This is a genomic window from Pseudomonas sp. MF6767 (assembly GCF_016405475.1).
Lineage (GTDB): Bacteria > Pseudomonadota > Gammaproteobacteria > Pseudomonadales > Pseudomonadaceae > Aquipseudomonas > Aquipseudomonas paracarnis.
In genome coordinates this window covers 1-3880 of sequence record NZ_JAEKCY010000044.1, presented here as the reverse complement: position 1 = coordinate 3880, position 3880 = coordinate 1, and the positions used below count along the sequence as shown (strand labels likewise).

General features: G+C 61.7%; 2 protein-coding genes and 1 pseudogene. 1 reads left to right on the top strand and 2 read right to left on the bottom strand.

Annotation, left to right across the window (positions count from 1 at the left end; genetic code table 11):
* Window positions 1–146: 146 nt before the first annotated feature.
* Window positions 147–311 (top strand): annotated as a pseudogene (locus JFT58_RS29915) (helix-turn-helix transcriptional regulator); the annotation flags it as partial.
* A gap of 119 nt (window positions 312–430) precedes the next feature.
* Here the strand turns inward: JFT58_RS29915 and JFT58_RS29910 are convergent.
* A complete protein-coding gene (locus JFT58_RS29910) occupies window positions 431–2389 on the bottom strand; it encodes a MacB family efflux pump subunit (RefSeq protein WP_198834873.1) in 1959 nt (652 codons plus the stop codon).
* 3 nt (window positions 2390–2392) lie between these two features.
* Window positions 2393–3544 (bottom strand): macrolide transporter subunit MacA, encoded by a 1152-nt coding sequence (gene macA, locus JFT58_RS29905; RefSeq protein ID WP_054898758.1) that lies wholly within the window; start codon window positions 3542–3544, stop codon window positions 2393–2395.
* Between the last annotated feature and the right edge of the window lie 336 nt (window positions 3545–3880).

Here is a 3880-nt window from a genome sequence, read left to right as displayed (position 1 = left end):
GCACTCGTTGTTGCGGTGGATGTACTCGACCGAAGACTAAGATCGTTCCCACGCTCCGCGTGGGAATGGATCCCGTGACGCTCTGCGTCACTGTGGACGCAGAGCGTCCATGGCGGCGTTCCCACGCAGAGCGTGGGAACGATCAACAAGTGTGCGTAGGCCTGCTGGCCGGGCGCACCGCGCCGGAGTTGGCCGAGCAATTGGCGTTGAAGGTCAACACCATCGAGAGCTACCTCAAGCGTGCGGCGATCAAGTTGGGGATCAGCGGGCGGCACTCGTTGTTGCGGTGGATGTACTCGACCGAAGACTAAGATCGTTCCCACGCTCCGCGTGGGAATGGATCCCGTGACGCTCTGCGTCACTGTGGACGCAGAGCGTCTATGGCGGCGTTCCCACGCGGAGCGTGGGAACGATCAGCAGCTCCCTCAGGTCAGTCCCGGGCCAGTGCCTCTATCGGGTCCAACCGCGCCGCATTCCGCGCCGGTACAAAACCAAACACAATGCCGATCAACGTCGAACAGGCAAACGCGGTAATGATCGAGCCCACCGAAAACACCATCTCCCACTCCTTCACAAACAGCGAAAACAGGTAGCCGATGGCGTAGGACAACGAGATCCCGATGATCCCGCCGATCAGGCACACCATCACCGCCTCCACCAGAAACTGCTGGCGAATATCCGATTGCCGCGCCCCCACCGCCATGCGAATCCCGATTTCACGGGTGCGCTCGGTGACCGACACCAGCATGATATTCATCACACCAATACCGCCCACCAGCAAAGAGATCACCGCAATCAATGACAGCAACAGCGCGAGGGAGCGGCTGGTTTTCTGCACCGTCTGCATGATGCTGTCGAGGTTGTTGGTAAAGAAATCCTTGGTGCCATGGCGTTGCAGCATGAGCTTATTGACGTTGTCTTCCACCACCTTGCTCGGCTGGCCGTCCTTGATGCGCACGGTGATGCTGTCCAGATGACGCTGGCCCAGCAGACGGCCCGCCGCGGTTTCGTATGGCACCCACACGTTCAGGGCCTTGCTGGCGGCGAACATGTTTTTATTGTCCGCCGTCACCCCGATCACCGTGCACGGCAGGTTGCCTATCAGGATCACCTGGCCCAGCGGGTCGATGTTGGGCCCGAACAGGCGCTGGCGAGTATTGTGGTCGATCACCACCACCTGGGCCTGGCGCCGCGCATCGCTTTCGCTGAAGGCAATGCCGGCTTCAAGCTTGAGGCCCTTGACCTTGAAGTAGCGGTCACTGACACCATTGACCTGTGCATCCACGTCGATGTTGCCAAAGCGCAGCATCAGGTTGCGGCCCACCACCGGCGTGGCGCTGTCGACGTAATACAGCTGGTTCAGCGCGTCCACATCCGAGGGCATCAGCGTCTGGATCGCCGAGGCTCGACTGTCGCCAAAGCTGGTGCCGGAAAAGATATCGATAGTGTTGCTGCCAATCGCCTGGATGTCCTTGAGCACATAGCGCTTGGCGCCTTCGCCGATGGCCGAGATCGACACCACCGAGGTGATGCCGATGACAATCCCGAGCATGGTCAGCAAGGTGCGCATGCGGTGGGAAATCAGCGCCACCCACGCCATGTTGAACGCTTCCTTGAACAGCCCCAGGCTCGCCACCAGGCGCCGCGCCCCGCTGCGTCGGGGCTCGACCGGCGCCTCGACGGGCAATTCCAGGCCGACGCTGTCGTTGGCCTTGTCGCTGATGATCTCGCCATCACACACCTCGACAATGCGCTGGGCGTTCGCCGCGACCTTGGGGTCGTGGGTGACGATAATCACCGTGTGCCCCGCCGCGTGCAGTTCGGCGAGGATGCGCATCACCTCCTTGCCGCTGTGGGTGTCGAGGGCGCCGGTGGGTTCGTCGGCCAGGATCACTTCACCGCCATTCATCAAGGCCCGCGCGATACTCACCCGCTGCTGTTGCCCGCCGGACAGCTGGCTGGGCCGATGGCTGGTGTGGCACGACAGGCCCAGGCGTGCCAGCAATTCCCCGGCGCGGCTATGGCGCTGGCTTTGCGGGGTGCCGGCGTAGATCGCCGGCATCTCCACGTTGTGCAAAGCGCTCAGGTGCGCGAGCAAATGGTAACGCTGGAAGATAAACCCAAAGTAATCGCGCCGCAGCTCTGCCAGTTGCTCATCGCCCAGGGAGCGGGTTTCGATGCCATTGATCTTGTAGCTGCCGGCGGTGGCGTAATCCAGGCCACCGAGGATGTTCATCAGGGTCGATTTACCCGAACCGGAGGCGCCGATGATCGCCAGCATTTCCCCGGCATGGATGGTCAGGTCGATGCCCTTGAGCGCGATGAATTCACGCTCGCCGGCCATGAAGCTGCGGGTGATGCCCTTGATTTCCAACAGAGGCTGGGTCATGACTCAACTCCCCGCCACGGCAGGTGTAGCATCGCCGATCACCACGGTGTCGCCCTCGGCCAGGCCGTCCAGGATCTGCACCTTGACGTTGTTATTGATACCGGTCTTCACCGTGCGGGCGACCGCCTTGCCCTTGGCATCCAGCACCCGCACGTCGTAGCGGCCATCGGCATTGCGCACGCCCAGCGCCGCCACGGGCACTATCAGCGCGGCCTGGGCGGTGTCGAGCACGATGCGCACCTGGGCGGTCATGGCGATGCGCAGGCGGTGCTCTGGGTTGGGCACGTCGAACAACGCGTTGTAAAACACCGCGGTGTTTTGCTTCGGCGTGCCGGCGGTCTGGGTTTCAAGGAAGTTCTGCGGCGCCGGCTCGGTGCCGCGCAGCTTGGCGTAATAGCGCTTGTCCGCCTCGCCGAGAATGGTGAAGTACACCTGCTGGCCGGGGCTGATATGAATCACATCCGCTTCCGACACTTGGGCCTTGACGGTCATGGTGTCCAGGTCTGCCAGCTTGAGCAGCACGGGCGCCAACTGGCTGGCGATCACGGTCTGGCCTTCCTGGGTGACTATACCCACCACGTCGCCGTCGATGGGCGCGTTGATGCGGGTATAGGCCAGGTTGACCTTGGCGGTGTCGATCTCGATGTGCGCGCTTTTGATCTGTGCGTCCAGGGACAGCAGGTTGGCCTGCTGCACCTGGTAGGTCGATTCGGCGTCTTCGAAATCCTGGCGTGACACCGACTCATCGGCCTGCAAGCCTTTGTAGCGCTCATATACGGACCTGGCCTGCTTGAGCTGCGCGGCTGTCGCCCGGCGTTGGGCCTGGAGGTTTTCTTCATCGACCTGGGCTTTGCGCAGGGTGTTCTGCAGGATCAAGGGGTCGATTTCAGCCAGCCATTGGCCCTTCTTTACCTTGTCGCCGACTTTGACTTTCAGCGACTTGAGCTGGCCAGAGACCTGGGCACCGACGTCGACTTGTTTGACGCCTTCGAGCAGGCCGGTGGCCAATACCGCGTTTTCGATATCGCCGCGTTCTGCGGTCGCGGTGAGGTATTGGGGGGCGTCGGCGGGGGCGTTTACGGTGTAGATGGCCAGGCCGATTGCGACGGCCACTGAAGCCAGAATGCCGATTTTGCGGAATTTAGACGTTTGCATGGTTGGCTTCTTGATTGAGTACAAATATGGTTGCGCGCTGACGCTGGCCTGGGTAAAGACCTGACAGCCGACCCCTGTCTACCTGACGCTCCCCGGTCCAAATGTGGGAGCTGGCTTGCCTGCGATGGCGGCCTTCTGGTCGACCATTTAGTTGGGTTGGAATGCGTACATATCCATTCCTGCGGTAACGGCCACCTAGGGTTCCGCTCTTACAGCGGCTCACTTTTGAAAAGCGCAAAAGTAAGCAAAACGCTCTTGCCCCACCACTCGGCACCTCGCCCAGGCTCGGTGTGCCCGTAATCCGCCAGTGATTTGGGGGGCCGCCGCCACGCGCCA

Bases quoted from the DNA above. Each gene is read 5' to 3' on its own strand.
- JFT58_RS29910 (WP_198834873.1), bottom strand. From the start codon at position 2,389: ATGACCCAGCCTCTGTTGGAAATCAAGGGCATCACCCGCAGCTTCATG.
- macA (WP_054898758.1), bottom strand. From the start codon at position 3,544: ATGCAAACGTCTAAATTCCGCAAAATCGGCATTCTGGCTTCAGTGGCC.